We start from the raw sequence: 25,609 nt of genomic DNA on the forward strand, positions 1-25,609 counted from the left end.
ACGCGGCAATCCAGGGCCACAGGCAAACGGCCCTGGATTGCCGCGCTCCCGTTGGTCGCTCGCAATGACGAGGGCGGAGGGTTGGTCGCTCACAGTGATGCTGGTTGAGGCATTGCCGACGCTGCCTGGAAGACGGCAAAGCGCGGCGCATTGGCCCAGCGTTCTCACGCTCCGCCACCCTCACACCTCCATCACCTTCATCACTCCATCCCCCTGGTGGTTGATCACCTTCACCGCCACGCGCCCACTTTCGGCGTGTAGGAAGGGCGCGAGCGGCTGCTACACCCGCTCGATATTCCGCTCCAGACTGATCTTGAGCCGCGAGCCCGTCGCGGCGGCGTAGCGCTGCAAGGCCTTCATGGAGGGGCTGACCTGGCCGCCTTCCAGCTTGGCAACATAGGATTGCGAGGTGCGCATCTTGTCGGCCACTTCGCTCTGCGTCATGTGGGCTTCGGTGCGGGCGCGGATCAGCGCCTCCATGATCGAGAATTCGTCGGCGAGGGCTTCGTACCCGGCGCGCACGTCGGCGCACTGCATCAGGTCTTGCTTCAGCTCGTCCAGCTTCATCTCACATCCTCCACCACCCTCACACCTCGATCACCTTCATCACTTCATCCCCCAGGTGGTTGATCACCTTCACCGCCACGCGGCCGCTTACCGGCCGCGGGAAGGGGCGCGAGCGGGTGCGGTTGAGGCTGGACCAGGATTCCTCGTCGATCTCGGCTTTCAGCGTGGCCTTCAGCGCCTTGTAGGGGTCGTTGGCGCCGGGGAAGTAGGCGTGGCGCACCCGGAAATTTTCGTAGTCGTAGTCGGTGTCGAGGAACCAGACGGCGATGTCGTCGGCCTCGCCGCTTTCGATCTGCCCGCCCTTGTACATGTCCACGCCCAGCACCTCGAGCGAGAGGCAGTCGTCATCCTCCTCGTGCAGCGCGATGTCCGGCTCGCCGAAGACGGTGAAGAGGTTGCCCGCACCCGTGTTGGCGAGGTCGGACATGTGCAAGTCGGGGTTGATGCGCGCCTGCAGCACGGTCAACGGCCCCATGCGGTCGAACTCGCCGGCATGGGCATCGTAGTTGAAGGCGGCGGCGATCAGGAGGTCGAAGCCGGCCTCCGCCGCCTCGCGCGCCCCGGCGACGAGATCGGAGCGAGAGAGCGTGCCGTACTCGGGCCCGACCAGGATTGCTGCGCGGCGGGTGGGGCCAGAGCTCCAGGCTCTCGAAGACGAGGCGGTCCGCCTTGTGTGCCTGCTGCACGCCGGCCTTCTCGAGGTTTTCCAGGATCATCTGGACGAAGTCGGCGGTCTCGCCGCTGCCGTCCTTCTGCCGCCTGCCCTCTGCCGCCTCCAGCTCGTCGTAGAGGCTGTCGTCCACGTCCACTGCCGGCACGCGGTGGGGCGAGAGGCTCTCCACCGTGAAGGGCCCGGCCACGCGCACGCGCGTGTTGTCCTCGTAGGGCTGGTCGTAGAGGTATTCGTGATCGGCCTTGGCGGCGATCGATTTGTCGATCTCCAGCTGCCGCGCGATGCGCAGGCGCCACCACGCGGCGTGCAGTTCCTCGGTTTCCGGGTCGTCCCAGGGGTCGACGGCCTGCTCGGGCAGGGTCACAGATGGATCGAGTAGCTAGCCAAGAAAAACATTGTCTTGGTGCCACCGGATATTCTCAAGCGACGGCCTTAAAGACGATGATTTCGGAATTCGCAATTTGTGCCCCTTCAGTCGAAGGTATTCGTTTCCATTGTTGAACTCCGATTTAACGCGATCACTGACGACCATCCTCAGATCATCGTCGAATGTCGCATAGCCGGCGTCAAAAACACTGTGGATATCCTTCCGGAGCAGAATACCGTTGTTCAGCGCATGATTGCCCCCTTCTCCGAATGCCCTGATGTGCGCCGCATCAAGTGCAGGGAGCACCCGCCCTCCGGACAGGGCACATTCCCGACCATAGGCTTCAATAACTGCAACCCTAAAAGCACCTTGACCGAGCCTGGGGGCTATTCTCACCGGCGTCCCAAAATGAGATTCCCCAAAATTATAAGCCAGCGGTGCATCATCCATCTCCTTCTTCAGCGGATGCAGCGAAGCGGAAGCAGCTTGCAGCGCATCCCAGAGTTCTAAGCCATCGGGTTCGGAAGCATCAAAAATCTTGCCTACGACGATGGAATTCGACCAGGAACTTGGCTGCGGAATCCAGAGGTTCTCAGGAAAGAAAACAGGATTCACAACAATACGGCAGCCAATCGAATAATCTCGGCGTGGATCAGTGTCTTTGCGAAAGCGACCAATCCGCTGCCGCATTTCGCTATAGCTGGCGACACCATTCTTATATCCGAACGCTTCCCAAGCCAACGATACCGGTAGGATCGAAGCTTCGGCAAACACGCCGTAGCCCCCAATAGCGTTATGCGGACTTTTCAATTTGAACAAAAATAAATCCCCAGCCTCGACAGCGCGAAAATTAAACTTTCCGCTAGGCTGCCAGAAATTTACTTCATCTACATTGGGGAACTGATATAAGTAATCAAACCAATCAAAGTCCGTATTGGCTACCCAGAGTTTGAGCATCAACATTCCTCTTCCGGAGCAAACCGGTCGGCGCTCGCCACCTCGGTCAGCCAGATCACCGTCTCCACCGCCTCGATCTGGCAGAAGAAGGGCTTCTGGTTCGCGAAGGGATGGCTGCGCCAGTGACGCAGCAGCCGCGCGGTGGTGGGCGTGACCTGCCACTGGCTCTCCGGCAGTTCGCGCCAGCTTTCCACCGCAGAGCGGATGCCGTTGATGACCTCCGTGGGATTGTAGATCTCACCCGCCTCATCCGCGAGGAGGTCGGCCTGGGAGGATGTGCCGCCGCGCCGCGCCCGCGGCTTGGGAATGGGCGAGGTCAGCGCGCTGCGCCGGCGCCCCATCTCGACAATGCCCGTGGGCTGCCCCTGCTCATCGAGCTGCCAGTGCCGGGCGGGACGCTCGTAGGGCGAGTTCAAAATCGGCCCGGCAAAAAACTCGCTGCTCATCACGCCCCCCACCGCCGCCAGCCACAGCCAGGCGGTACTTTCTTATAGGACCTCTATACCCAATTCAGCAAAGACCATGCAACCAGATGCCGATGCAGCGCCCAATAACTCGCCCGGCGGATGCCCGGTGAAAGGGGGCTTGCAGGGAAGCCGGCAAGCGGCACCCTTGTGACACAACAAGCCCCATGCAATCAGAATTTGGCTGCGAACACGGGAGTTCGTGCCGTACAGTGATCAACTTTCAGGCGTAGGGCGCTGCCACAGAGCGAAAGCCAGTAAATGATCAAGATTCTCCACACGGCGGACGTCCACCTCGACTCGCCCCTGAAGTCGCTCGCATTGCGGGACGAGGAACTGCGCAGCCGGGTGCAGACGGCAACGCGCGCCGCTTTCTCGCGCATCGTGGATGCTGCGCTTGCCGAGGATGTTGCGGCGCTTCTGATCGCGGGCGACCTGTTCGACGGCGCCGAGCGCAGCGCGCGCACTGCAGCCTTCCTGACCGCTGAGCTTGATCGGCTGCGGGCACGCGGCATTCAGGTATTCTACGTCAAGGGAAACCACGACGCCGAGAACCCGATAACCGGGGAACTCAGCTTGCCCGACAACGTGCATGTCTTCGACGGGCGCGGGGGCAAGGTCCAGCTTGCGGATGATGTCTGGATACACGGCGTCAGCTTTGCCGGACGCCAGGCAATGGACAGCCTGCTGCCAAAGTATCCGGCGCCAGTCGCAGGTGCCGTGAATATCGGCGTGCTCCACACCTCACTGACAGGCGCGAAGGGTCACGACCCCTATGCGCCCTGCTCGGTGGGTGACCTGCGAGCTCACGGTTTCGACTACTGGGCGCTGGGCCATGTGCACCGCCGTCAGATCCATTCGGAAGCCCCCTGGATCGTTATGCCTGGAACGCCCCAAGGCCGGGATATCGGCGATGCTGGACCGAAATCCGCCACGCTCATAACCATCGATCAGCAGATAAGGATTGAGGAAGTCCCAACCTCTGTCATCGAATTCGTTGAAGTCGAGCTTTCGGCATCGGAAGCCGATGCCGATGACGCGCTCCGCGATCTGATGCGCGCGCGACTGCGCGAACTCAGCGAAAGCGTGACCTCTGATCTCGGCATAGTGCGCCTGGTGCTCACCGGAGACACGGAACGCCGTTGGCAGATATTGCGCGATCGGGATGTCTGGACCGAAACCGCCGCTCGGATCGCCCGCGAAACCGACCGGCTCTGGCTGGACAAGCTCGTGATCGACTTGTCTGACAGCAAAGCTCCAAGCCAGGGCGCAACCGACGAACTGGCCCGGATCATGGCAGCCATCCGGCAAGAGCCCGGATTTGCCCAGTGGTGCAGCGGAACCCTGGAAGAGGTGCTCGGAGAGCTCCCGCCACAGCAGCGCAAAGCGCTGGCGCCAGACGAACAGGCGCTGACGACGCTGAGCGAACGTCTTTCCGAGAACGGCGCGAAGCGGGTGCTGGCTCGCATGAAAGGCAGTGCCGACTGATGCGAATAAACGAGCTTTCTTTCGACCTCTTTGGACATTTCTCCGCCAAGTCCTTTGATTTCGGTAAAGGCGGACAATCGGATTTTCACATCATCCACGGCCCGAACGAGTCCGGCAAAACGACAACCATGGAGGGTTTTCTTCGGCTACTCTATGGTTTCCCGCTTCGCGAGCCATACGACTTCAAGCACCAACGCAAGAACCTTTGCGTAAGTGGCGTCCTGGAAATGGAGGGCCAGGCAACACGCTTCAAACGCCTGTCGACGCGCGCTGCCAATCTCTTGGATGCGTCGGGCAAGCCAGTTCCGGAGCAGGCGCTTGCTGCGCACCTCGGGGGCCTCTCTGAGGAGGATTACCGCAGTCTTCTCTGCCTTGACGACGACACCATCGAAAAGGGCGGCGAGGATATAGCCAATGCCCGCGGTGACATCGGGCGCTTGTTGTTCTCTGCAGCGGCCGGCATCTCCGATCTCAACGCGGTGCTCGAGCAGATTCGAGACGAGACCCAGGCCCTCTACCGCAAGCGAGCAAGCACCACCCGCCTCGCCGAACTGAAGCGGGAGCTGCGCGCGGTCGAGGAGCGGATTAGAGACACGGATGTGTCAGCCAGCGCCTTGCGCAAGCTGAAGCTCGCCTTTCAAGCGGCGGAACGTGACGAAGCGGCTGCGAGAAAGGAGCGCGACACGCTGCGCCGCCAGAGAGCGGAGGTCGCCGCCCTCAGCCGATCTCTGCCACTCCTTACAGAGCATGACCGCCTGGCGGAGGAAATCGCGGGCTACACCGATTATCCGGAACGGATCGACATCAATCCCGAGGATCTCATCACGCTGAAGACGGATCAGGTGAAACTCGAGGCAGAGATTGCCCGACTGAAGAGCGAGGTTCACGCAGCAGAGACGGAGTTCGCGGAGATCGAGGTGGACGCCGAACAACTGTCGCTCGGTGACGAGTTGGACCGGCTCGATGAACTGCGCAGCCGCATGACCACGGCGGGCCTGGATCTTCCGCGCCGCAGACGGACACTCGAAGAGGCCCAATCGGACATGATCCGGACCGCGCGGGAGCTGGGCACGAGCGATGACGCCTGCCTGAGCGGCCTTGTGCGAACCGCCGTCGATATCGAGACGCTTGAGGAAGCCCGGGACGCCATGCGCGACGCCGCCTCGGCACGCGAGGCGGAGCAGCGCGAAGTCGCCGCCTTGCAGCAGCAGGTCGAAGATGCGCGGAAAGCATGTGACGCGCTAACGTCCAAGGCACCGCGACAAACCGGTCTGATCGAGCTGCTCGCCCGATACGAAGTCGATAGCTTGGCGGCGGCCGTTGCGAAAGCACATGCCTCGCTGGCGGGCGCCGAAGAACAGCTCGAGGAAGCGCTGGCAGCGCTCTCCACTCCAGACGGGGCTTTCACACGAGTGCCTGCCTGCCCGATGGATCCGGCCACAGCGCAGGAGCTCGCCGAGGAGCATACCCGTCTGACGGAAGAAGCGAACCGGGCCAGCGATGCCCTGACGCGCTATCGCGAAGAGGAAAAGGTCAAATCCAGTCAGATCGCCGAACTCGAGGCGAGCATGGGCGTTGCCGGCGAGGAAGATGCCGAGGCGGCGCGGAATCTGCGCGACTCCCTGTGGCGAGCCCATCGCGAAACCCTCACCATCGAAAGTGCGGACGCCTTTGAACCGGCGATGGCAAGGGTCGACGACATCGCAGCGTCTCGGTTCGGGCATGCACGCGAGCTCGGCCAACTGCGGCAGTTGAAGCAGGCTCACATAGAGGCCGAAACGCGCGTTGCAAGCGCAGGTGAACATTTGAATGACCTCAAGGCACGCTTGGGTGGACTTGAGGAACGCGCAGCGGAGGTCGCCGAGCCCGTCGGCCTGCGGAACATGACGCCTTCCAACCTGGCGCTGTGGACCGAGAAGCACCGCACAGCGCAAGAAGCCCAGCGAAAGCTCGATCGCCTGACCCGACAACACCGGCCCGTGCTGGACAAGGCCGATGGGCTGCTGAAGGCACTGGGTCCTTTGCTCGAACTGGAGGCGCCCTCCTTCGACAGTGCCGTGGCCGCCGCGCGGCGTTTGGCGGAAGAGGAGCGCAAACATCGCGAGGACGTCCGATCGGCCTCGGACAAGTTGACCGGTCTGGAAAGCGATCTGGAGCGCCGCCAGGCCGCGCTTGCACGTCTGACTGCCGCTGCACGCCAGGCTGCCACGGCCTGGGCAGAGGCGGTCGAAAGCATGTTCGACGGCGCACTCAATCCCGACGTGCTGAGCAACGCGCTTGGAAAGCTGCGCGATCTGCGCGAGCAGGATGAGCGGCGACGGCAGGCGGAGCGGCAGGTGTCAGCCATGGAGGCCGATCAACGCCAGTTCACCGAAGCCATGGAGGAACTGGGCGGCAAGCACGGCATTGCGTGTGATGACCCGCTGGAGACCTTCGCCCAACTGCAAGGCATTGCGGCACGGGCCGCGAGCGACCGGGACCGCTCGGCCCAGCTTGCCGAGAAGTTCGCAACCGAGTCCAAGCGGCTGCAGCAAGCGCAACGTCAGCGAGAGGACATCGATCGGCACGTTCGCGAATACGGCGCGCTGTTTCCCGACAGCGTCCACACCAGCACGCTGGATGCCCTGCGCGTAGCTGTCGGAAAGGCGGTCGAGGTCATAGAGGCGCGCAAACACACGGCCAGCCTCGGCAATCAGATCCTGTCAGAGCTCTCCGTCGCCGACATGGATGCGGCCCGCGAACGCCTCCAGGACACGACCCTTGCGGAACTGAAGGGGCGGGCCGCTTCACTCGACACGGATCTGGAACGCGCAGAGACACACCTTTCCGAAACGACGGTGGCACGCGCGACCGCAGCGCATGAACTGGCAGCGGTCACCGGCGACGCGGACGTGGCCGCCCTCGTCGAGCGCAAAGCAACGCTGCAGCTGCAGATCGAAGAGACGGCCCTTGAGTATCTCGAGCTCGACCTCGGTCTTACCCTCGCGGAGGAGGCCATTCGCCGTTACCGCGACAAGCATCGCAGCAAAATGATGGAGGCAACCGAGCGTGCATTCTCCGAACTCACCAACGGCGCCTATGAGCGTCTGACGACGCAGCCCAAAGACGCTTCGGAAATCCTGCTCGCGATGGATGCAAGCGGCACGGCCAAACAGGTCGGCGACATGTCAAAGGGCACGCGGTTTCAGCTCTATCTCGCGCTGCGTGCCGCGGCCTACGAACAAATGGTGTCCCAGGGCACTCGCCTGCCCTTCTTCTGCGACGACGTGTTCGAAACCTTCGACGAGGACAGGACCCGCGCTGCTTGCATCTTGATGGAACGGATCGGCCGCTCCGGCCAGGCCATCTACCTGACCCACCATCGTCACGTCGTCGAAATTGCGCGGGAGGTTTGCACCGTCCAACCGACCGTGCACACGCTGTAGCTCTCAGCGAGCCTACAGGCAGCGCCCCGCACGCCCTTCACCCATGCCTCATATACTGCCACTCCGGCGGCGTGCGGTGATTGTGGAAGTGGTTGCCGAGCAGGTCCCACTCCCACTCCTAGCGGCAGCTTTTGGAGAAGGGAGGCGTGCCTTTCTTGTAGAAGATCGACAAGCGCTCGAGGTCGGTTCATCACCTCAAGGAAGCCAACGCGATGGCCGAGGCAGATGGACGCAATGCGCGCGACTTTCTCGAATGGCGCGACCTGCGCAATCTCAGCCTCGCGCTTCGCCTTGAGGGCAAACGGGCGAAGTGGCTGCTGCGCTACAAACGCCAACCGCAACACTCTCTCTGGCGCAACCCAGCTTTCGAGCAGGTCAATGACACCCACCTCATTGACCTGAAGCGGGCCGACATCGAGCGAGTGCGCGATCACATCCTGACGCACAGCGGTGGAACGCGCTCAAATCGTGCGGTGGCCTATATTCGCAGCGCCTTCAACTGGGCGTCGCGCCATCACTCGGCCCGGAGCGGGTTGAGGGACACGGCTCCATGGTGGACGATGGTTGGCGAGATTCACCACGAGCAGCCGCGAGAGACCTATCTGACGATCAAGCAGGTGGGGCGCCTGCTCGCGGTTGCGGAAGCCAATCCCAGACAGGGTCGTGCGCTTCAATGCGAAAGGGCCCGCGGGACTGCTGGACTGCAATGCGCCCGGCGCTGGTCGAGCGGCTCAATGATGAGCAGCGTCGCGCGCTGCCTCTACGAAAGGTTCGGTGTTGAGGTGGGCGAATCACCGTGAGACGCGAACTTGGAACCATGAGGTTCAACCGTTTGGAAACCGGGGCAGCCATCTGCTTATCTGGCTCTGACGCCTGCCCCGGTTCTTTGTATTCGTGCGCGGAGGTACTATCCGCTGTTGGCTCATGACTAGCTGAGTATTAGGCGAGCTTCGGAAGGAAACCTCTGTAAAGCTCGGCTATGCGGAAGCAAGAAGCCTTACAAACCGGCAGCTTCAGCGGCCTCGCCGAAGGATTCGTGCTTGTTCTGAAGCCAGTCGCCGAATTCCTCACCGAACAATGCATAGATTTCCGTGCCGGTTCTTTTCATGTGATCAATGAAATCGGGATCCTCGGTCGTTCTGCGGCAAGCATCCACCAGCACGTTCATCGCTTCCGCTGAGGTACCCTTAGGTGCTCCGATTCCACGGAACGAGCCGATATCAACCCTGTAGTCTTCGTCAGTGGCCAGTGGCACCCCGTCGAGTCCTGCTTTCGGATCGTCGGTAAAGACAGTCAGCACATCCAGGCGACCATCCTTGTGCCAGGGCGTGACCTCTGCCTTGTCGGCGATGGCGACGTCGATGTGTTTGCCGTAGGCGGCGGTCAGCGCCGGACCAGAACCTTTGTGCGGCATAAAGCGAATATCGATGTCCGCCTGAGTGGCGAAGGCAGCGCCAGTCAGATGAGTGTTGCTGCCAGGTCCGGCAGTGCCGAACACCAATTCACCTGGTTCGGCCTTTGCCTTTTCAACAAGAGCGGCCAGAGAGTCGATGCCACTTTCTGGATGAACTGCAAAAACCGCCGGCGGGGCGGAGAGCAGGCAGATCGGCTTGAAGTCTTCGTAGCTGACGGGATAGCCATCAATGGTATGCGGTCCGGCGGCCAGCGTCGTCACGATCATGGTAATGAAATGCCCGTCGGCGTCGGCGTTCGCACCGTAGGAGAAGCCTACGGCGCCGCTTCCCCCCGTACGATTGCTGACGAATATGTCGGCCCCCAAATGGGGTTCGGCATACTCCGCAAAGATTCGGCCGACTTGGTCGGTGCCACCGCCCTGTGCGAAGGGAATGACGAGTTCGACGGGCTTTGAAGGGAAACCTTCCGCATTGGCAGCTGTGGCAGCAAGGCTGCCGACAATACCAAAGCCGAGGGCCGCCAGCGCGGCTACGTAGTTGCTGTGCGTCTTGTACATGAATGTCATTGGATTCCTCCCTATTTTAAGACGTCTTGACGGATTTCAGGCGCCGAAGGCCCTTGATCGCCAGGGGGGCGACAAACGGCGCGATGGCCAACAGCCATATGACGCTGCTGATCGGGGTTAAGAGTGCCCACCAATCGTTGCCCACGATGATAAGTGAGCGGGCGAGCTCTCCCTCCACCATCGGGCCGAGGATGAGGCCGATGATGAGCGGGGCACGCGGGATTCCGGTCTTGACCATGATGTAGCCGACCATGCCCGCGGCGAACATAATCAGCACATCCACGGGGTTGTTGCGCATGGCATAGGCGCCCACCACACACAGCAGCAGTATCGTTGGCGTAAGGATGCTCTCGGGAACCTGCAAAACCCTGGCGAATAGCTTCGCCCCGGATAGGCCGAACGCCAACAGCAGGAGGTTAGCAATGAAGACCCCGGCAAAGATCTGGTAGACCAGCGGCGCGTTGCTGTGCAGCAGAAGAGGGCCGGGCTGCAGCCCGTGTGTCATGAACGTGCCCAGCATGATAGCCGTCACCGCGCCGCCCGGAATGCCCAGCGTCAGCAGCGGGATGAGCGAACCGCCAGTACCCGCATTGTTCGCCGATTCGGCGCAGGCAATGCCTTCTGCGGAGCCGGTGCCAAACCTCTTGGGGTTACGCGACATGTGTTTGCCTTGGCTGTAGCCGACGATGGCGGCAATATCGCTGCCAGCCCCCGGAACTGCGCCAACAATGGTGCCGATGACGCCAGAGCGGAGCTGCGCTGGCAGGATGCTGGCGAGTACGCTGCGCCCGGGAATGATCCGGTTGACGCGCAGAACCCGACGCGGCGCGCGACCAATGCGCTCGATGCTCAGCAAGGTCTCGGGAACTGCGAACAGCCCAATAGTAATGGGAATGAAGGAGATTCCCCCCATCAGCAGCACATAGCCGAAATGATAGCGCGAGACACCGTAGGTCTCGTCGATACCGATACTGGCCAGAAACAGGCCGATGAAGCCGGCGAAAAGTCCCTTCAGGAAAGATCCGCCTGACAGCGCTGCCATTGCCGTTAACGCGAACACCACCAGGGCCAGGTACTCGCGCGGCCCAAACGCCAGCGCGAACTCAGCGATTGGATAGGACAACAGCATGAGGGCAGTGGCGCTAAGCACACCACCAAGAAAGGAGGAGAGCGTCGCTATGCCAAGCGCAATGCCTGGTTTTCCTTGGCGTGACATAGCGTAGCCGTCAAGTGTCGTCGCCACTGCTCCTGGTGTGCCGGGGATGCCCAGGAGGATGGCTGACAGCGATCCGCCGTAGACTGCGCCACAATAAACGCCAATGAGACTGAGTATGCCGCTCAGAGGCTCCATCGTGAAGGTCAACGGGCTCAAAAGGGCCACGCCCATGGTGGCTGAAATTCCCGGCATCGCACCTGCGACAATACCGAGCGCCACAGCGCCCGACAGCAGCAGCAGTAGCCGAATCTCCAGGACGATGGAGAAACCTTCCATCAGCAGGCTCACGGCAGGAGTCCCCCCAGCAAGCTGGATGTTGGCAAGACGACGCTGAAAACCTTGCTGAACAGCAGATAGATTCCGATGCTGAGAAAGGCGGACACTGCGACAGAGAGTGCCGCCTTTGCCGGTGTAAGCTTTGGCCACAGCAGCAGTGTGAGCGTAGCTACATAGAGAATGGCAGACACGACAAAACCCAATTTCGACAGCGCGACGGGAAAGATCGCGAGCCCAGCGATTGCCATGACGAGGCCGACAAGCTTGCCGCCGGGCCGGCTGTCTCGGACGCCTGCCTTAAAGCCGATCTGTTGGAGACAGCTCTGTTGTGTCTCGACGATGCCCTTCATGTCTTCACGAGACAAGAAACACCAAGGGCGGGCTGACATGTCGGAGTGATCGGGGTGCAACAATGCGTCGCTCGCTTCCGCGAACGCCATGGCGAGGCGAGTTTTCTTCCCGCTGGCCATGTCGGCCGGAACCATTAACGCCGCCCAGTGACCGGACACGATCGGCCCGCCGCATTCGGAGACGGAAGAAAAATCAGAAGTGCCGGCCGGCTTCCACTGCGGTTCGGAGAAGATACCGATGCAACGCACCTGCCCGGTGGAAATCGCCTGTCGCACCCGCGAATAGCAGAGCACGGCGGCATCGATGTCCCCGCTCACCAACGCGGCGACCAGGGCCGAAACGTCAGCGCGGTAGCTTGGCTGGAACTCCAGCCCCTGGGCGTTGGCCAGCCAAGTATCAACGGAATGGTCGATATCCTGATGATGACCAAAGCCTAGCCTGACAGGCCGGTCCTCGTGCTGCATATCTCCCGGCTTCTGCCAGAGGCTACCGTGACGGACTACGAGAACATCGGGGTCAAAGAACAAGCCACCTACCGGCTCCATTCGCCCTTCGCAAAAGGCGGCGGCATGAAAGTTTGGCAGAGTGGTCATATCGGACGAGACCACAGTGAGCGCATCACCGCGTCGTCCGGCGCGCATCCCCTTCCAGAGCGCAGAGAAGCGCCCTTCCCCATCCTTTGTGACCACGCAGATCCGGATGCCCAGCTTGTGCGCCATAAAAGCAGCGACCTGGCGCAGCCGCAGGTCCTCCTGCAAACCGGGCTGGAAGGGCGCGTAAAGCGGAAGTTCCCGGACCGCCAGCGCCTTGACGATCAATACCGAAGCTATGGCCAGCAACCCGATGAGAGCGAAGACCGGATAGGCGCCGGGACCGATGGTGTCGCCCCGCCAAATATCCAGCGACAAGCCGTGCCATAGCAGCCCGGCTGTCACCACCCAGACCATTCCCAGGAAAATCAGCTCAAGCCCGATCCGGCCGCGCTCCAGCTCAAACGGGAAATCGTCATGCTCCCGCCGCACCGCGCCCTCCTCTTCCCCCTTCGTGACTGCATAGGTCGCGGGCATGCCCTGTTCCGTCAGCTCGACCTCCTCGAGGGTTCTGCAACGGCGTAGCTCTGCTTCCGGGGGACTGTTCTCTGTCATCTTAGTTCGTCCCGAAGGGCTCCTGTCGCCCTTTCCTGCCGGCGGTGCCTACTGCCCTGACGGATCATGGCTTCTCCGCATGGGCTGGTGGTGTCGCAGCCCGGAAGGGGACATTCTCCCATCTCAGTCAGGCGCATCCGCAAAAACGGCCACTGCAGCTGTGGCGAGATCCCCCCACTCACCACTTCAGGAGACAGCTGCAACCGCCCGATCCATCGCGGCTCGATCCCCACCAGTTTGCAGCCTCTCGAACGGACGTCCGGTCTCTTCCTCCCCTTCCAGGGAGCAGCGAAACATCACGCGAGGTTGGGTCTGGTCGAAATCGCCCAGCGCGACATGGCTTGTGCAGCGGTTGTCCCACATCACCACGTCGCCCAGGCGCCAGCGATGGCGAAAGACAAATTCTGGGCAGGTCGCGTGCTCGTTCAGCATGTCGATCAAATAGCGGCTCTCTTCGTCGCTCATGTCGACAAAGCCGCGCACCCGCTCGCCAACCAGGTAGGATTTTCGCTTCGTCTCCGGATGAATGCGGATGACCGGATGGATCATTGGCGGATTGCGGCGCTTCATCTCGGCGATGACGTCAGGTGAACGCTGTTCCAGCCCGCGGATCAGCGTCACGTCGTGAATTACTTCCAGTCCTTCCAGCAGTTGCTGGATACGCGGACTCAAAGTTTCGTAAGCGAGATAGAGGTTCGCCCACATGGTATCGCCACCCACCATAGGCTTTTCCTTGCAGTGCAAGATGGCGCCCTTCGCAGGACGTGGGGTATAGGTGAGGTCGGTGTGCCAGTTCCGGCCTGAATTATGAGTTCCGGATTTCTTGCCGCGCACCACCTTGTTCGACAGTACCAGGATCTCCCGGTGATCGGGATGCAGCGTAGCGGGCGCTTGCGATTCCTGCGGATCAAGCTTTCCGAAGTTTCGCGAGAAGGCGATCTGTTCCTCGGGTGACAGATCCTGGTCTGGAAACACCAGTACCAGATGCTTCAGCCAAGCCTCCTGCACGGTGGCCAGTTCGTCCGGATCCAGCGGCTTGCTGAGATCTAGACCACGCACTTCCGCGCCTGCGGCAAACCCGAGGGGAATGATCTCAATTAGGCTCATTTCCACCCTTCCATCCGTGTGCTGTTATGCTTGAAAAAAGGTAATCGATTGTCGTTTGTCTGACAATCGGAAACAGGTACCCTATCTGGGATGAGCGCTCTCTCTTGCGCTATCTCCCTGAAAAAAGTACATATTAGTTGAGTGACAGTGGTAACATCGATGAAAACCACTGCAGTAACGGACTAAGCCTCCAGTGAAGCGAATCCGAAACTGAACGTAGTGCTGGTGCAGGAAAACAGCCCCTGCGCCAAGCGAGGCACAACAGGCATGGACGAGACCGACATGGATCAAGCTGAGAGCATGCCGCTCGGAAAGCTGGCGAAATCGCTCCCCACTCAGCTTGCCGACCTCCTGCTGGCCGAGGTCATGACGGGGCGCCTCAAGCCCGGCGACCGGCTGAAGGAGGGAGCCCTCGCTCAGCAGCACGCCGTGAGCCGCGCCACCGTACGCGAAGCCTTGATTGCGCTGGAAGAGCAGGGCTATGTGGTGCGCATTCCGCGATCCGGAGCGCGCATCGCCGAGTATTCGCAGGAGGATGTCAGCTACATCTTCGAGATTCGAGCTGCCCTCCTGGCTGTAGCGGCCAGACGTTTCGCGGAGTTGAAGGATATGACGCTCACGGCCAAGCTGCTGGAGATGGTCGACGGGCTGGAAAGAATCGCTGCCGACGATTCCGCCACCCCGCAAGCCTTCGCTAAAGAGTCGGTGCGCGCGCAGCTATTCCTGGTCCAGAACTCGGGAAACCAGCGCTTACCAGAATTCTACGAACGGTTGGCTGGCATGGGTACGTGGCAGCTGATCCGTGGCCGTTCCATGAGCTTCCTTACACCAGAGGACAGGAAGCAGTCGGCCGCCGACTGGCGCCAGTTGGCAACGGTCATCGCACTCGGCAGGCCAGCAGTTGCCGAGCGTGCCGCTCGGCAACTGCTAGAGCATTCTGCCTTGCGCGTCCGTTCGAACCTCGCAAGCATTGGCCCCGCCAAACAACTTAGCTGACCTGAGGACTGCCATGCCCCTGACCGTAACCAACGCTGCACTCAGTGCTCAATCAGCTATCGTGTTAAAGCTCCCCGCACGACCGCGGACGCAGTTACCCGTCACGCCGGGTCGGGGAGCGTCGTGACTGGCGGACCTCCGTTGCATCAAGGCTTGAGCAAGAGCTCCAACGTATGGACCGCCATCATGTGCCGCTCCGCCATGTGCGTGATTTGGCATGGCGCCGCAATGAATCGCCGGAGTGAAGCGCTAATGCATCACAATCCCCCCACAGTGGTGTCCTCACTCGCCGCCAACTATCGCTTTCGGCAATGTGATCCAGTCTGATCACGGTCGGCCCCGCACCGTTATTATCGCTTTTTAGCTGAGGTACATATGCCAAAGAACTCTTTCAAGACAGCACTTCGCAAAGGCCGAACCCAGTTCGGTCTGTGGAGTACGCTGTCCTCTCCCTTCGCGACCGAGGTGGTCGCCGGTTCCGGCTATGATTGGCTGCTGCTCGACACGGAACATTCACCTGGCGATCCGCTCACAGTCCTACCGCAGCTACAGGTCTTGGCAGGCTACCCCACGGTGTCCCCCGTCGTCAGGCCAGCGGCCAACGATACCGTCTTGATCAAGCGCTTTCTCGACGCCGGAGCCCAAACATTACTCATCCCGTATGTGCAGACTAAGACGGAAGCGGAAGCCGCCGTGCGCGCCACGCGCTATCCGCCCGACGGGGTGCGCGGCGTCTCGGCGCTGACCCGCGCGACCCGCTTCGGGCGCGAGGAGGAGTACTTCGCGAGAGCCGCCGAGGATATCTGCGTGATCGTGCAGATAGAAACGCAGGCCGCACTGGACGGCCTCGAGGCGATTGCGGCGGTTCCGGGCATCGATGCGCTCTTCGTCGGCCCGGCCGATCTTGCCGCGAGCCTCGGGTACGGCGCCAACCAGGCCCATCCCGACATGCGCGCCACGGTGATCGAAACGATCAACCGCATCCGGGCCGCAGGCAAGCCGGCGGGACTGCTCACGGCCGATCCTGTGCTGCAGAAGGCCGCGCTTGAGGCAGGTGTGGATTTCCTCGCCATCGGCGTCGACGCCGGCATTCTTGCCCGCTCCACCGAGACGCTGCTGGCGAACTGCAAGGACGCGCAGTAGACCCACAGCAGGTGCTGTGGGGGTTCGGGCGGTGATCGACAATGCCAAGGTGGGCCGAGATTACTCGACCAACCGGCCCAAGTCGCAACGCGGCTGCTGAACGACTAACACTACTTTGGCATACTTTTGCGAACGCGGATTTTCTGCGAATCCCATGACGGGCTTTCGATGATTCAGAGGAGCTCTGCTTTTCAAGGGGCCGGCCATGGACTGGAATTGGCTAGCAGATCTGGAGCGCTGGCTGACGCCGTTTTCCGCAGCGCTGAGACACAAGATGCGAGCGCGGATGTGCGCCGCCTATGGTGCGGGGCTTATCGGCCTTGGGATCGCAAGAGCATCCAGCCGATGGCGGCACGCACCGATACCGTGAGCTATGACCAGTTGAATCATTTCATCGGCAGCGGCGTTCGGGATGCAGCCCGCTCGGACCGGTGATGGTGGGACTGCGATTGTTCCTGCCGGAGACCTGGGCAGACGATCCCGAACGCATGGTCCAGGCCCGGCGTGCCGAAGGATCGGCAGATCGCCCTGACAAAGCCAGAAATCCCCATCGAGGAGATCGACCGCATCATCGCCCCTAGCGTGCGTGCGATACTTTCTAGTCTAACCAACGTTAGCGAGAAAATCGCGCAATCTTTCGCTCTCGGGAGCTCCGAGAACGCGCTTGGGAGCACCAGTCTCAACAACTAAGCCGCCATCCATAAAGACGATCCTATTAGCCACGTCGCGGGCGAAATTCATTTCGTGTGTAACCACCACCATCGTCATGCCGTTTCGCGCCAGGTCGCGCATAACCTCCAGAACCTCGCCGACCAGCTCTGGATCCAAAGCCGAGGTGGGTTCATCGAACAGCAGCAGCTTCGGTTCCATGGCCATGGCACGTGCGATCGCCACTCGCTGTTGCTGTCCACCGGAAAGCTGGCTGGGATAGGCATTCGCTTTCTCCTTAAGCCCAACCTTTTCGAGCAGCATTTCCGCAAGTTCCCGTGCGGCAAACTTGGTCATCCCGCGAACTGCGACCGGCCCTTCCATTACGTTCCTTATGGCCGTCTTGTGGGCGAAGAGGTTGAAGTGCTGGAAGACCATCCCGATCTGAGCGCGCCTGGACGCGACTTCGCGTTCACGCAGTTCGATCAGGTGGTTGCCTTCCTGTCTATAGCCCACCAGCTCGCCATCTACGGAAAGCCATCCAGAAGTTATGGTTTCTAGGTTGTTTATGCAGCGAAGGAAGGTGGACTTCCCCGAGCCCGAGGGGCCGATAAGGCAAACCACTTCTCCTCGGCCAACCTGCAGATCGATGCCCTTGAGGACCTCGAGCTTACCGAAGCTCTTGGTCACGCCTTCGGCTAGCACCATCGTTTCCCCGCTCACCTAGAACCCCCTTCCAAGTCTACGCTCTAGAAAGTACTGCAGGATGGACAGGACCGAGCACATGAGCAGGTACCAGAGGCTCGCAACGATCAGCAGCGGGATCACCTCAAATGTTCTGGCGTAGATGTTCTGCACGGAATAGAGCAGTTCCGGCAGCGCGATGACGCTTACCAGGGACGTCGTCTTCAGCATCAGGATCACTTGATTGCCGGTCGCCGGTACGATCAGACGTAGCGCCTGCGGCAGGGTAATGCGCCAGAACGCCTTGAGCTTGGTCATACCCAGCGAAACTGCGGCCTCGCTCTGCCCCCGACCCACAGCCAGAATGCCGCCTCGGACAATCTCCGCCATATAGGCGCCTTCGTGCAAAGCGAGACCGAGAAACGCAGCCATAAATGGGGTTATCGCATTGCCGGAAAAGGAGAAGAGGTAGGGCCCGCCGGGAAGGCCGATTGCTATCTGCGGATAGAGTGCGGAGATATTAAACCAGAAAATCAGCTGCACCAGCAGGGGGGTTCCGCGGAAAAGCCATATGTAAGCCGCTGCGAATGCCGACAGCAGCTTGCCGTTCGCCAGCAAGAACAGGGACACGATGACGCCGATCATGCTGCCTGCGATCATGGCAAGGACGGTCAGCATCAGGGTCGTCTTCAATCCTGAAAGTACGGCCGGATGGAAGAAGTACTTCCCTACCACATCCCACTGAAAGTTCGGGTTCATGACGCTCAGCCAAGCCAGAGCGCCGACGAAAAGCACAATTGCCGCGTCTACCGTCCACCGGCCGTAGTTCGGCCGGCGGACGATCTTCCACTCTGCTTTGCCCGGTCGCCCCGCCGCATCGTGCGGCGGGGCATTCCTCTGGCTCGACAACCTCATGGCTCCCCGTTAAGCAGCGGCGCATCCAGCGCCGTTTCAGCCATGTTCCAATCTTCCAGAATTTGCATGTAGCTACCGTCTTCCATCAATGCACCAAGAGCTTCCTTGAACGCTAGGGCCATAGGGTCACCCTTTTTAAAGGCAAAGCCAGAGTAGCCGGTGAGATAGGGCGTTGGAGTTGTTGCGAAGACACCGTCGGTCTGCTTGATGATGTAGCCGACAGAGGGGGCATCGCCCAGCCACGCCTGGGCCCGCCCAGTACGAACAGCAAGGCTGCCCTCATTCAGACCGGAGAAGGCCAACTCTTCAATGGGAGGCTGATCTTGCTCTGCGCATTCCTCCTGCAGCATCGGCATCAACTCAAGTTGCTGGTGAGCGCCGGCAGTGACTCCAACGACATGACCGCAAAGTTCGTGAAGGTCGATATCATCCGGGTTGCCAGCCTGAACCATCACCACAGTTCCAGTCTGGTGAACATCGACGAAGTCCATCCTCTCGCGACGTTCCGGCGTGTCATGAAAATAGGAGGTGTGGTACCGGCCACCCAGAATTCCCGGGATAATGCCGGCGAACTTGGCCTGTTCCGCGCGGCTTTCAACACCCAGCTTGGCTGCCATCTGTTCTTGGAAGTCAAGCACATAGCCAACCATCTTGCCATCTTCGTCGATGAAGTAGCTCGGCGGGTACTGGGGATCGTAGACGCTAACAAGTCCATCCTTATACTCATCCGGCACCATCACCGCGAGGTCTTGAACAACATCATCATTGGCAGATGCAGCGGCCCCATAAGTGAAAAGGGGAAAAAGCAAAGAAGTTGCAGCCAGGGCGCGACAGCTACGCTGCAAGAAGATACAGGGCATGGTGGGTTTCCTCCATTTGAAAGTTACCACTGATCCCTCGTGTCAGTTTGTTGCAAACGACACTTCGGACCGGTGAGTGCGAGGGCAATGGTCGGTAAGGTTGAGGAGGTACCTCAACCGGCTCTATTCAGATCCTTGAGAATTTCGCCGTAGCTCAGCTCAAACTCTGCCCGAATCTTTTCGGCGCCGAGAACTTCAAGCGGGCCTAGTTCGAACAAAGGATCCATGTTCGGCACTCCGCCAAGCGCCACCTGTGCGGTGCCACTGACCGTTTCGAGCAGGCTCCAACTGCTAAGCTTGTTCTGAATGACCTGATGGACGTCGTATCCATTACCGTCCGCGCTCGGGATGCGCTTGATTTGCAGTCGAGGCTGCAGAACCGGCTTGTCGTAGGTGCAGGACCCCTGGGTGAACTCGAGGTCAATTAGTGAACTACCACGGCGAAGGGTTCTGGACGAGATGGTGTTACCTTCGTGCTTCCAATCAACTTCAGCCATCTTCTTTGGGTAGCCCCAGATCTCGCGTCCAGGCGCCATGGCGTCGTCGGTGGTGACATACTCATACGCCACGTGACCGCCTTGTGCGCTTTCAAAGGCAGCCTGGAGCGCGATGCCGCTTTCGATGTAGCTGCGCGGCCCCGCCTCAGGCGCCGAAAGGTCGTGCACCTCCGGGCATCTGTAGACGAACACCTCGATGATATCCGAGACGTAGGCCAGAGGATGGGGCAAGGCGCGCTTGACCCCTTCTTCGGGGGCGCGGCAGATGACACTAATCTTCTCAAACTTAGCGTAAAGCCTCGGAAGGGGCTTATACAAGGGACTGCGGTGCGGGATTGTCTCTAGAACCGGTTGGGACATGGAACGCTACTTTCACAATGAATCTGCGCAAGCAATTCGTGCGGGAACGGCGGTGAACTTCTCGATCGCGCGATCAGAAGAACGGATTGATCGCCGCCATTTCGATTGGATTAGACCAGGGAATCGATGACTCGGGCGCGACCATTCTCGCGAGTGGAGGCGAAGTTTCCCACGGCGTACTCTCCGCCCAATACTTCTACGATCGTCAAATTTTGGCCACCGATTCCGATGGCGCCGGAGAACTCTACGGAGGCCCTACCAATCCTTGTCTCCAGGAGTTCGTAATCCTTGCTGGTGTCGCGGCTTATTATGTCGAACTGACTGAACGACGGCCCGTAGATTTCCGAGATAGCGCGGGCTTGCAGATGCGGGTAGGTCTTGTAGCCCTGCCAGGCGCCCTTGTCTGTCTGCTCGTCAAAGTCGACTGCGACCCGGAAGATCGTTTCGCCGCCCAGCGTAACACTCCCCCGTGCGCCACCGGCATCGTCATCCAGGCTGATATGAGCGAACTGTTTGGGGTAGCCCCACTTTTCGCGCCCAGACGCAACGGTCTGATGGTCGTCTTCGTACTCGAAGTAGTAAGTGCTGCCTTCCACCTCGCCGAAGCGCACGGGTAGGAGAACGGCCGCATCGAAGAAGGAAAAATGCGACTGGTTTCGGAAGTCGGCAATCGAAACCACGAAGCGGTCGTCATTCAAGACGAACGGTGTAGGTTCAAGCAGCTGGTCGAGCTGCTTTCGATCACCGCGAACATAAACCGTCAGAGTTCTCATGTTCTTACATATCGGAGTGTAGTCCGACGGGTAATACCCAAGGAACTTGAAATACTCGTTTATGTTGTAATTTTTCTTCACGCTTCCTCCCGCTGAATGCAGCTTATATCTGGGGTTGATTCCTTATGCGCTCCGTCCGACGGCTACCCCTTATTTTACCATCGCACTAACATTTCAGCACAATGTAATCGCAATTGGCCCTTGCCTGTCAAGAGCTCCTGGCGGAAAGAGATGAAGTGGAGGAAGGTGGTTCGGCAGCAGTCGTTTCACGAATGGTACCGGATCGCCACTCCAGGATGTTACAGGGAGGCGAGGAGTGAGCTGGGCGCACTCTCGGCTTCTGTCTCGAATAGGATGTATGAATGAACGAAACAACAATAGGAACGAGTGGGCGGCGGTTGAGCGATCAAGCCTATATCCGGCTGCGTGATGCGTTGGTGACGCTGGAGTTCGAGCCCATGCAGCCCCTCAACGAACGCATACTCAGTGCACAACTCGGCATGGGGCTCGCCCCAATCCGTGAGGCGCTACGACGGCTTGAGCACGAACGCTTAGTAACGATCTACCCTCGCCGGGGAATCTTCGCGGCAGAGATCGTCATCACCGATCAACAGGCAATTAAGGAAGTAAGATACGAGTTGGAGGGACTTGCTGCTGCGCTAGCGGCTGAACGCGCGACGAAGGAAGAAAGCGACGCCCTAATTCAGATAGCGGATAGGCTTGTCCTTGAAACTACATCACATGGGAAAATCACGGGCGATGCGGAGTTCCGGATGCTGGTTTACAATATGGCGAGGAACTCCTTCCTGCAGCCCATTCTGGAAACCCATCTCAATCTTGCTCGGCGCCTCTGGTATTTCTGTCGCCGCCAGAAGAGCCGAACCGCCATCGGGCCAATTGATCTCCGGCCGGTGGCTGAGGCAATTGCTGCGGGAGATGCATTGGAAGCTCGGCAGCTCTTGAGCAGCGCGGTTGCCGAGCATTCCGATATGCTTCGCGAAATGCTGTCATAACTGTTCATTAAGAGTGCCCATATCGTATCGCTGTGCGGCTGTCCATTTGCGAGCAATGTTGGGCTCCAGCCAATCGCACACCACCGGCAACTCCAAAAAACCGAAGCCTTCTGCGTGCGCTGCTGCCTGTGGGCATGATACAGTCACGCGCCTGACCTGCCCGAGTTTTCGCCGATGGTACTCTTGCAACCAGTGCACCTTCACACCCGCAGCGGAATGGGCAAGCTTTTCCATGACCATTGACGCGCCGCCTCCCCGGCCCCAACGCCGTTCACTTTCAGAAAGGGCCTACCAGGAGCTCCGCCGCCGCATCTTGGACAATGAAATGCCGGTCGGAACCGTCTTGCTGGAGCAGGAACTCGCTCGGATGCTCGGCATGAGTCGGACGCCAATCCATTCGGCCCTGATCCGCCTCTCAAAGGAAGGCATCGTGGAGGTCCGCCCGCGTCATGGCATGCGGGTATTGCCCATATCTGCCGATGACATGGAAGAGATCTACGAGATACTCACTGCGCTAGAATCGTCCACTGCCGCACGAATTGCGCGGGAGGGCTTGTCCGAGAAAACCCTCAGATCTCTGCGAAAATCTGTTGCAGACATGGACCAGGCTCTTGGCGATGATGACCTGATGGCTTGGGCCCGAGCTGATGAGCGTTTTCACGAGACGCTGCTAAATGCTTCGTCGAACAAGCGTCTGCGTGATTTGGTTCTGAGATACTGGGATCAAACCTATCGGGTGCGCATGCAAACGCTACATCTTCGCCCCAAGCCGGTGGACTCTAATAGAGACCATCTTGCGCTCGTTGAGGCGATCGAGGAGGGCAAGCCTGAAGAGGCTGCACGCATTCATACCGAGCACCGCATCAGGGCCGGCCGGATGCTCGTCTCTCTGCTGCGCGGCGGGCCGCAGCCTTTCTAACTCGCCGCGTTGGCGGGCCGGCACGCGCCACTCTGAGCCACAGGGCGTCAAAATTAACGCGTGAATCCGATCCGGATCAACCTGCCGTTCTTGTTAACAGGGAGCGGCGCTGACCTGCTTTATGCGGAGCCCGCCTCAGTCGATCGCGGCATGAGGCGGGTTGAGTGGGCGCAACTCGACTACCCTTTTGTCTGTGACGATGGACTTCACGGCCTGATCGAACTTGGCAAAGTGAGGGGAGGCCTTGTGGCTCTCGAAAGCTGCCTTGTCCTTGTAGACCTCGTAGAGCATGAAGGCGTACTCGCTTCCTTCGTTGTGCAGCACATCGAATACGAGACAGCCAGGCTCGTCCCTTTTTGACGATTCGGCATTCTCGACTACATACTTCTCGAAAGCCTCGTCTTGGCCGGTCTGAACGGAAAACTCCACAAGTATGACAAAGCAGGTAATCAGGTCTTTCCCCCAACTCATATTCTTTATTGTTTGCGCTCGATTTCGTCGATTACGGCGCGCACGATTGCCTCTGTGCCGTCGGGACCGCCGAACTCGGCCGGCAGCACGGCGTTTGCATAGGCGGCGTCGACAGATTCCTCAAGCACCACCGCTGCTTCACAGAGCCTTTCCTCGGAATGGCGCTCGCCCAGCCAGTCGAGCATCATGGCGGTTGAGAGCAGCATCGCGGTCGGGTTGGCTTTGCCCCTGCCGACGATGTCCGGCGCACTTCCATGTGCCGGCTGAAACAGTGCATGGTCCGAGCCGATCTCGGCACATGGCGCCAAGCCCATACCGCCCACGATACCACCGGCTAGATCCGAGATAATGTCACCGAACATATTCTCCATGACGAGAACATCGAACTCCCAAGGCTTGCGGATCAGATCGAGGGCCGTGGCATCCACATAATGGCAATCGACCGCTACGTCTGGAAAGTGCCGGGCCCGTTCCTGAAAGATCTTCCGGAAGAAAGCCATGGCAACAAAGACGTTCGACTTATCGACGCAGGTGACCCGCGGGGCACGCTGGCGCCGCGCCTGGCGGCGCTCAGCCAGCTTGAAGGCGAAATCGAACAATTTCTCGGAGGTGGCGCGAGAAATCATCAGGGTTTCATAGGCCCGCTGATCCTCTTCCACGTATCCTTTTCCGCGAGAGTAGAAGAGCCCCTCGGTCGATTCACGAATCACAACGAAGTCGACGTTCGCGGAGCGCTCGTCTGCCAGCACCGTCGGGGTCCGTGGCAGGCGGCGAACAGGACGCACACCGGCGTAGAGTCCGAATTCTCGCCGCATATCGAGGTGCGGCGCAATCTCGGTGCCATCCTCGTAGCGCACATCCGGTAACCCCATGGCACCGAACAGAATCGTGCCGTTTTCTCGGCATGCCTCAAACGCGCCTTCCTCAAGCACCTGTCCGGTCTCTCGGTAGTAGGCGGCGCCCCCATTGTACTGGTGCCGAACGGTCTTGAAGCCAAATCGCCGCTCTACTGCATCGAGCACCGTGAGAGCGCCCTTCATCACCTCGATTCCGATGCCATCGCCCGGCAACACAACCACTTCCAAATCGTTCATACTCACCTCTCAGCACCTCACTGCTCATGCCTGCGTTACGTATGCATTGACGCATGCATAGACAGCATTCTCAAGCTAAAATGCCGCTACTCTGGAGGCCATACGATTGACATTGATGAACTCTTGTGCGCGCATTAATGCATACAAAGTTTCCCAAGGGAGGACAGCTGTGAGACACCTAACCAAGACCGCAGCGCTGATTGGCGCCATCGGCATGCTGGCAACGCCTGCGCTCGCCATCGAAGCCAAGCTCGGGCATCTGGCGCCGCCTGAAGACCCTCGTCATGAGTCGCTCGAACTCTTCGCCGAGCGGGTTGCCGAAGGCACCGACGGCGAGATATCCGTTTCCATCTACCCGAACTCTACCCTCGGGGGTGAGCGAGAACTCGTTGAGCAGGCACAAGCAGGCATTACGGAACTGGCGCTGGTTGGATCCATCGTAGCAAACTTCTACCCTGCATGGTCGATCATCGACATGCCGTTTCTCTGGAATGACGAAGAGCACTTGTCAGCTTTCATCGAGAGCGATCGTGCTCAAGGATGGGCAGCGGAAATGGCGGAGGAACTCGGCTTCGAAATGCTCGGCTTCTTTCAGCGCAACCCGCGGATTTTGACCACCCGAAACCAGCCCGTGAATAGCATCGAAGATTTGAGCGGCTTGAAGGTGCGTGTGCCAGATATTCAGGTCTACACCGATACGTGGCGCGCCTATAACGTTGAACCGGCGCCGATGCCTGCCGCTGACTTCTACATGGCATTGCGGCTGGGCATGATCGACGGGATGGAGAACCCAGTTGAGGTCATGTACCACTGGAAGATTCACGAAGTTGCTGACTACTTGTCTTTGACCAATCATATGCGCTCGGGCTTCTTCTTTGTTGCATCAAAGAACTTTATGGACTCGCTGACGGACGAGCAGCGAGCGGTGGTGCAGGAAGCCGCCAAGGAAGCGCAAGACTATCTAGCCCAGAAGAATGCCGAAGGCGCCGCGGAACTCCTCGATAAGCTGCGCGCGGAAGGTATGGAAATCATCGAGAACCCAGACATTTCGGGCTTCGTGGAAGCCTCTCGCGGGGTACATGAGCAGTACATGGATGTCTTCGGCCGCGACGCCTATGACGAGGCGGTTGCGCTCGGATCACGTTGACCTCAGCCACGCGCGGGATAAAGCGCATGCGCGCGCCTTATCCCGCGCCAGCCCGCCCTCAATCAGTTCCAT

Annotated in this window: 24 protein-coding genes and 1 pseudogene; 9 read left to right on the forward strand and 16 right to left on the reverse strand. The window is 59.9% G+C overall.

What is annotated here, in order from left to right; genetic code table 11:
- Positions 1 to 279 precede the first annotated feature (279 nt).
- Together ABZ720_RS00370 and ABZ720_RS00375 are read right to left on the reverse strand one after the other, a co-directional pair.
- Positions 280 to 567, reverse strand: a complete 288-nt coding sequence (locus ABZ720_RS00370) for a helix-turn-helix domain-containing protein (RefSeq protein ID WP_366552644.1) — start codon at positions 565 to 567, stop codon at positions 280 to 282.
- A 19-nt stretch (positions 568 to 586) separates the two neighbouring features.
- Positions 587 to 1,042, reverse strand: coding sequence for a hypothetical protein (locus tag ABZ720_RS00375; protein ID WP_366552646.1), 456 nt, complete (start codon positions 1,040 to 1,042; stop codon positions 587 to 589).
- A 151-nt stretch (positions 1,043 to 1,193) separates the two neighbouring features.
- Here ABZ720_RS00375 and ABZ720_RS00380 point away from each other — a divergent pair, with 151 nt between their 5' ends.
- The gene (locus tag ABZ720_RS00380; protein ID WP_366552648.1) at positions 1,194 to 1,619 is read left to right on the forward strand and encodes a hypothetical protein; all 426 of its coding nucleotides are present in this window, start codon (positions 1,194 to 1,196) and stop codon (positions 1,617 to 1,619) included.
- Here the strand turns inward: ABZ720_RS00380 and ABZ720_RS00385 are convergent, their stop codons facing one another.
- Positions 1,620 to 2,564 carry an HNH endonuclease gene (locus tag ABZ720_RS00385; RefSeq protein WP_366552650.1) on the reverse strand — a complete coding sequence of 315 codons (945 nt, stop codon included), beginning with the start codon at positions 2,562 to 2,564 and terminating at the stop codon, positions 1,620 to 1,622.
- Positions 2,565 to 2,599: 35 nt separating this feature from the next.
- A pseudogene (locus tag ABZ720_RS00390) lies at positions 2,600 to 3,010 on the reverse strand (BPTD_3080 family restriction endonuclease); the annotation flags it as partial.
- A gap of 279 nt (positions 3,011 to 3,289) precedes the next feature.
- On the opposite strand from ABZ720_RS00390, the gene ABZ720_RS00395 reads away from it, so the two are divergent.
- The 3 genes from ABZ720_RS00395 (at position 3,290) to ABZ720_RS00405 (ending at position 8,741) form a co-directional block, all read left to right on the forward strand.
- Positions 3,290 to 4,516, forward strand: coding sequence for a metallophosphoesterase family protein (locus ABZ720_RS00395; protein ID WP_366552654.1), 1,227 nt, complete (start codon positions 3,290 to 3,292; stop codon positions 4,514 to 4,516).
- The gene (locus ABZ720_RS00400; RefSeq protein WP_366552656.1) at positions 4,516 to 7,941 is read left to right on the forward strand and encodes an AAA family ATPase; all 3,426 of its coding nucleotides are present in this window, start codon (positions 4,516 to 4,518) and stop codon (positions 7,939 to 7,941) included. Before ABZ720_RS00395 ends, ABZ720_RS00400 begins: the two co-directional genes overlap by 1 nt.
- Before the next feature lie 212 nt (positions 7,942 to 8,153).
- Positions 8,154 to 8,741, forward strand: a complete 588-nt coding sequence (locus tag ABZ720_RS00405; protein WP_366552658.1) for a site-specific integrase — start codon at positions 8,154 to 8,156, stop codon at positions 8,739 to 8,741.
- A gap of 197 nt (positions 8,742 to 8,938) precedes the next feature.
- On the opposite strand, the gene ABZ720_RS00410 is transcribed toward ABZ720_RS00405, so the two are convergent.
- The 4 genes from ABZ720_RS00410 to ABZ720_RS00425 form a co-directional block, all read right to left on the reverse strand.
- Positions 8,939 to 9,922, reverse strand: a complete 984-nt coding sequence (locus ABZ720_RS00410; protein ID WP_366552660.1) for a Bug family tripartite tricarboxylate transporter substrate binding protein — start codon at positions 9,920 to 9,922, stop codon at positions 8,939 to 8,941.
- Positions 9,923 to 9,938: 16 nt separating this feature from the next.
- Complete coding sequence (locus ABZ720_RS00415; protein ID WP_366552662.1) at positions 9,939 to 11,426, reverse strand: tripartite tricarboxylate transporter permease; 1,488 nt, start codon at positions 11,424 to 11,426, stop codon at positions 9,939 to 9,941.
- Entirely contained in the window at positions 11,423 to 12,832 is a 1,410-nt protein-coding gene (locus tag ABZ720_RS00420; RefSeq protein WP_366552664.1) for a tripartite tricarboxylate transporter TctB family protein, read from the reverse strand. Before ABZ720_RS00420 ends, ABZ720_RS00415 begins: the two co-directional genes overlap by 4 nt.
- 264 nt (positions 12,833 to 13,096) lie before the next feature.
- Positions 13,097 to 14,017 carry a TauD/TfdA dioxygenase family protein gene (locus ABZ720_RS00425; protein WP_366552666.1) on the reverse strand — a complete coding sequence of 307 codons (921 nt, stop codon included), beginning with the start codon at positions 14,015 to 14,017 and terminating at the stop codon, positions 13,097 to 13,099.
- A gap of 267 nt (positions 14,018 to 14,284) precedes the next feature.
- Here ABZ720_RS00425 and ABZ720_RS00430 point away from each other — a divergent pair, with 267 nt between their 5' ends.
- On the forward strand, positions 14,285 to 15,013 hold the full coding sequence (locus tag ABZ720_RS00430; protein ID WP_366552668.1) for a GntR family transcriptional regulator: 729 nt from the start codon (positions 14,285 to 14,287) through the stop codon (positions 15,011 to 15,013).
- 375 nt (positions 15,014 to 15,388) lie between these two features.
- Positions 15,389 to 16,156, forward strand: a complete 768-nt coding sequence (locus ABZ720_RS00435) for an HpcH/HpaI aldolase family protein (RefSeq protein WP_366552670.1) — start codon at positions 15,389 to 15,391, stop codon at positions 16,154 to 16,156.
- 603 nt (positions 16,157 to 16,759) lie between these two features.
- Here ABZ720_RS00435 and ABZ720_RS00445 read toward each other — a convergent pair.
- The 5 genes from ABZ720_RS00445 to ABZ720_RS00465 all read right to left on the reverse strand — a co-directional run bounded on the left by ABZ720_RS00445 (position 16,760) and on the right by ABZ720_RS00465 (position 20,974).
- Positions 16,760 to 17,527, reverse strand: coding sequence for an amino acid ABC transporter ATP-binding protein (locus ABZ720_RS00445; protein ID WP_438264059.1), 768 nt, complete (start codon positions 17,525 to 17,527; stop codon positions 16,760 to 16,762).
- Entirely contained in the window at positions 17,528 to 18,397 is an 870-nt protein-coding gene (locus ABZ720_RS00450) for an amino acid ABC transporter permease (RefSeq protein WP_366552673.1), read from the reverse strand.
- A 2-nt stretch (positions 18,398 to 18,399) separates the two neighbouring features.
- Positions 18,400 to 19,263, reverse strand: coding sequence for a transporter substrate-binding domain-containing protein (locus tag ABZ720_RS00455; protein WP_366552675.1), 864 nt, complete (start codon positions 19,261 to 19,263; stop codon positions 18,400 to 18,402).
- A gap of 113 nt (positions 19,264 to 19,376) precedes the next feature.
- Positions 19,377 to 20,120 (reverse strand): acetoacetate decarboxylase family protein, encoded by a 744-nt coding sequence (locus ABZ720_RS00460; protein WP_366552677.1) that lies wholly within the window; start codon positions 20,118 to 20,120, stop codon positions 19,377 to 19,379.
- A 110-nt stretch (positions 20,121 to 20,230) separates the two neighbouring features.
- Positions 20,231 to 20,974: an acetoacetate decarboxylase family protein gene (locus ABZ720_RS00465; RefSeq protein ID WP_366552679.1), complete on the reverse strand. Its 744-nt coding sequence runs from the start codon at positions 20,972 to 20,974 to the stop codon at positions 20,231 to 20,233.
- Between the two features lie 281 nt (positions 20,975 to 21,255).
- On the opposite strand from ABZ720_RS00465, the gene ABZ720_RS00470 reads away from it, so the two are divergent.
- Positions 21,256 to 21,906, forward strand: a complete 651-nt coding sequence (locus tag ABZ720_RS00470) for a GntR family transcriptional regulator (RefSeq protein WP_366552681.1) — start codon at positions 21,256 to 21,258, stop codon at positions 21,904 to 21,906.
- Here the strand turns inward: ABZ720_RS00470 and ABZ720_RS00475 are convergent.
- The gene (locus ABZ720_RS00475) at positions 21,901 to 22,146 is read right to left on the reverse strand and encodes a hypothetical protein (RefSeq protein ID WP_366552683.1); all 246 of its coding nucleotides are present in this window, start codon (positions 22,144 to 22,146) and stop codon (positions 21,901 to 21,903) included. The genes ABZ720_RS00470 and ABZ720_RS00475 overlap by 6 nt on opposite strands.
- Between ABZ720_RS00475 and ABZ720_RS00480 the strand changes: the two genes are divergently transcribed.
- A complete protein-coding gene (locus ABZ720_RS00480) occupies positions 22,139 to 22,825 on the forward strand; it encodes a GntR family transcriptional regulator (RefSeq protein WP_366552684.1) in 687 nt (228 codons plus the stop codon). The two genes, ABZ720_RS00475 and ABZ720_RS00480, sit on opposite strands and share 8 nt — an antisense overlap.
- Positions 22,826 to 22,960: 135 nt before the next feature.
- On the opposite strand, the gene ABZ720_RS00485 is transcribed toward ABZ720_RS00480, so the two are convergent.
- Both ABZ720_RS00485 and ABZ720_RS00490 read right to left on the reverse strand, forming a co-directional pair.
- Positions 22,961 to 23,296, reverse strand: coding sequence for a putative quinol monooxygenase (locus ABZ720_RS00485; protein WP_366552686.1), 336 nt, complete (start codon positions 23,294 to 23,296; stop codon positions 22,961 to 22,963).
- Positions 23,297 to 23,301: 5 nt separating this feature from the next.
- Entirely contained in the window at positions 23,302 to 24,390 is a 1,089-nt protein-coding gene (locus tag ABZ720_RS00490; RefSeq protein WP_366552688.1) for an isocitrate/isopropylmalate dehydrogenase family protein, read from the reverse strand.
- 169 nt (positions 24,391 to 24,559) lie between these two features.
- On the opposite strand from ABZ720_RS00490, the gene ABZ720_RS00495 reads away from it, so the two are divergent.
- The gene (locus ABZ720_RS00495; protein WP_366552690.1) at positions 24,560 to 25,537 is read left to right on the forward strand and encodes a TRAP transporter substrate-binding protein; all 978 of its coding nucleotides are present in this window, start codon (positions 24,560 to 24,562) and stop codon (positions 25,535 to 25,537) included.
- Positions 25,538 to 25,609 lie beyond the last annotated feature (72 nt).

The sequence above is a fragment of the Aquibaculum sediminis genome (assembly GCF_040712085.1).
GTDB classification, from domain to species: domain Bacteria; phylum Pseudomonadota; class Alphaproteobacteria; order Kiloniellales; family DSM-21159; genus Aquibaculum; species Aquibaculum sediminis.

Excerpts from the sequence above, each read along its gene's own strand:
- ABZ720_RS00490 (WP_366552688.1), bottom strand. The coding sequence starts at position 24,390 with ATGAACGATTTGGAAGTGGTTGTGTTGCCGGGCGATGGCATCGGAATC.
- ABZ720_RS00480 (WP_366552684.1), top strand. The coding sequence starts at position 22,139 with ATGACCATTGACGCGCCGCCTCCCCGGCCCCAACGCCGTTCACTTTCA.
- ABZ720_RS00400 (WP_366552656.1), top strand. The coding sequence starts at position 4,516 with ATGCGAATAAACGAGCTTTCTTTCGACCTCTTTGGACATTTCTCCGCC.
- ABZ720_RS00405 (WP_366552658.1), top strand. The coding sequence starts at position 8,154 with ATGGCCGAGGCAGATGGACGCAATGCGCGCGACTTTCTCGAATGGCGC.
- ABZ720_RS00420 (WP_366552664.1), bottom strand. The coding sequence starts at position 12,832 with ATGCCCGCGACCTATGCAGTCACGAAGGGGGAAGAGGAGGGCGCGGTG.
- ABZ720_RS00425 (WP_366552666.1), bottom strand. The coding sequence starts at position 14,017 with ATGAGCCTAATTGAGATCATTCCCCTCGGGTTTGCCGCAGGCGCGGAA.
- ABZ720_RS00455 (WP_366552675.1), bottom strand. The coding sequence starts at position 19,263 with ATGCCCTGTATCTTCTTGCAGCGTAGCTGTCGCGCCCTGGCTGCAACT.
- ABZ720_RS00370 (WP_366552644.1), bottom strand. The coding sequence starts at position 567 with ATGAAGCTGGACGAGCTGAAGCAAGACCTGATGCAGTGCGCCGACGTG.
- ABZ720_RS00385 (WP_366552650.1), bottom strand. The coding sequence starts at position 2,564 with ATGCTCAAACTCTGGGTAGCCAATACGGACTTTGATTGGTTTGATTAC.
- ABZ720_RS00375 (WP_366552646.1), bottom strand. The coding sequence starts at position 1,042 with ATGGGGCCGTTGACCGTGCTGCAGGCGCGCATCAACCCCGACTTGCAC.
- ABZ720_RS00410 (WP_366552660.1), bottom strand. The coding sequence starts at position 9,922 with ATGACATTCATGTACAAGACGCACAGCAACTACGTAGCCGCGCTGGCG.
- ABZ720_RS00395 (WP_366552654.1), top strand. The coding sequence starts at position 3,290 with ATGATCAAGATTCTCCACACGGCGGACGTCCACCTCGACTCGCCCCTG.
- ABZ720_RS00475 (WP_366552683.1), bottom strand. The coding sequence starts at position 22,146 with ATGGTCATGGAAAAGCTTGCCCATTCCGCTGCGGGTGTGAAGGTGCAC.
- ABZ720_RS00485 (WP_366552686.1), bottom strand. The coding sequence starts at position 23,296 with ATGAGTTGGGGGAAAGACCTGATTACCTGCTTTGTCATACTTGTGGAG.
- ABZ720_RS00435 (WP_366552670.1), top strand. The coding sequence starts at position 15,389 with ATGCCAAAGAACTCTTTCAAGACAGCACTTCGCAAAGGCCGAACCCAG.
- ABZ720_RS00460 (WP_366552677.1), bottom strand. The coding sequence starts at position 20,120 with ATGTCCCAACCGGTTCTAGAGACAATCCCGCACCGCAGTCCCTTGTAT.
- ABZ720_RS00430 (WP_366552668.1), top strand. The coding sequence starts at position 14,285 with ATGGACGAGACCGACATGGATCAAGCTGAGAGCATGCCGCTCGGAAAG.
- ABZ720_RS00470 (WP_366552681.1), top strand. The coding sequence starts at position 21,256 with ATGAACGAAACAACAATAGGAACGAGTGGGCGGCGGTTGAGCGATCAA.